Below are 1,420 nucleotides of genomic sequence, written 5' to 3'. Positions count from 1 at the left end.
CAATGCCGATCGTTTAAGAGCACTTGACCGATCCTGCAGATGAAAGATAATCCCTACCAGTATTCTGGTGGGGATTTTTTATGTTTGTGCAAGAGCTTGAGTTAGTTCATGAGTCTGTTGAAGAAAGCGGGTCTTACGGTTCTGTAATGGAGGCGATTGATTCAGATTGGATCGAACAATCACTCCTTTCAGCTAACAAGGCGAGTATCCGTAATCGCCGTCTGCCTGCCCAGCAGGCAGTCTGGCTAGTACTCTGGATGGGGTTAATTCGTAACCAGTCCATCAAAGAAGTCTGTAGCTCGATGGATATTGCACTTCAATCTGGAGACTCAACTTGGTCTCGCGTAGCGCCGAGTGTATTGACGGATTGCCGACGACGCTTAGGTGAAGCGCCTATGTCGTACTTATTTAAATCCACTGTCTCAGCTTGGCTTGAGCAAGCGTTGGGGGAGAATAACGCGCTAGGGCTTACCACCCTTGCCGTTGATGGAACCGTGTTTCGTTGCCAAGATTCTGAAGAAAATGCCAATGAGTTTGGTTTTATTTCAAACACACACAAACCCTATCCTCAACTTCGATTAGTCAGCCTTATATCGACTGAAACCAGAATGGTATTAGGTGCTGCCTTTGATGGCTGCCACGTAGGAGAGGTCACGCTCGCACAGCGTTTAGTTCAAGATACCCCTGATAATTCCTTAACCCTATTTGACCGTTGTTATTTCTCTGCTGACTTATTAGTAAACTGGCAAAGCTCTGGAGTACAGCGACATTGGCTGACACCCGTAAAGTCAAAGATGCGCTACGAGGTAGTCGAAGAGTTTGCGAATAATGACTTGCTCATTGATATGCCCGTCTCCCCACAGGCGAGAAAGAAAAATCCGGAGCTCCCTGAAACATGGCGCGCCCGTTTTATCGCTTATCAAGAGCCAAAAGGTGAAATAAAAGGATTTGTCACCTCATTGATTGACCCTGTTCAGTATCCGCTGGACAAGCTGCTAAATATCTACTGGCAACGCTGGGAAATAGAAGAAGGATATGGCGAACTTAAGCAAACCCAGCTGCAAAGCAAGGTGACGTTACGGAGCAAATTTGTTGAAGGTGTTAAGCAAGAATTGTGGGGAGTGCTTATCGCTTATAATCTGGTTCGTTTAGAAATGACAGCGATAGCAAAGGAAGCTAAGGTCGCGCCAACCCGTATCAGTTTTACCGCTGCAATAAGCTTGATAGATACACAATTAAGGTGGCTTGCTTTATCACCAGATGGAAAGCTGCCAGCGAAACTGAAGCAAATGCGAGCCGATATAAAACACTTTATCCTGCCAGATAAAAGAAAGCACCGAACGTATCCACGCTCAGTGCTCTACATACCCAGTCGCTATCCACTTAGATATAAACAATAGTGCTTATCCGAATAGCATTA

At 45.7% G+C, this 1,420-nt stretch carries 1 protein-coding gene; it reads left to right on the top strand.

What is annotated here, in order from left to right:
* Positions 1-80: 80 nt before the first annotated feature.
* Positions 81-1,400, top strand: coding sequence for an IS4 family transposase (locus AAEZ02_RS21660; protein WP_124012472.1), 1,320 nt, complete (start codon positions 81-83; stop codon positions 1,398-1,400).
* Positions 1,401-1,420: the final 20 nt, after the last annotated feature.

The organism is Shewanella sp. T24-MNA-CIBAN-0130 (genome assembly GCF_040310185.1).
Classification (GTDB): Bacteria; Pseudomonadota; Gammaproteobacteria; order Enterobacterales; family Shewanellaceae; genus Shewanella; species Shewanella psychromarinicola.
Note: the sequence above shows the minus strand (reverse complement) of the source record. Positions and strands in the feature narration are given on the sequence as shown.

Coding starts and splice junctions, on each gene's coding strand:
- AAEZ02_RS21660 (WP_124012472.1), top strand. CDS start 81: ATGTTTGTGCAAGAGCTTGAGTTAGTTCATGAGTCTGTTGAAGAAAGC.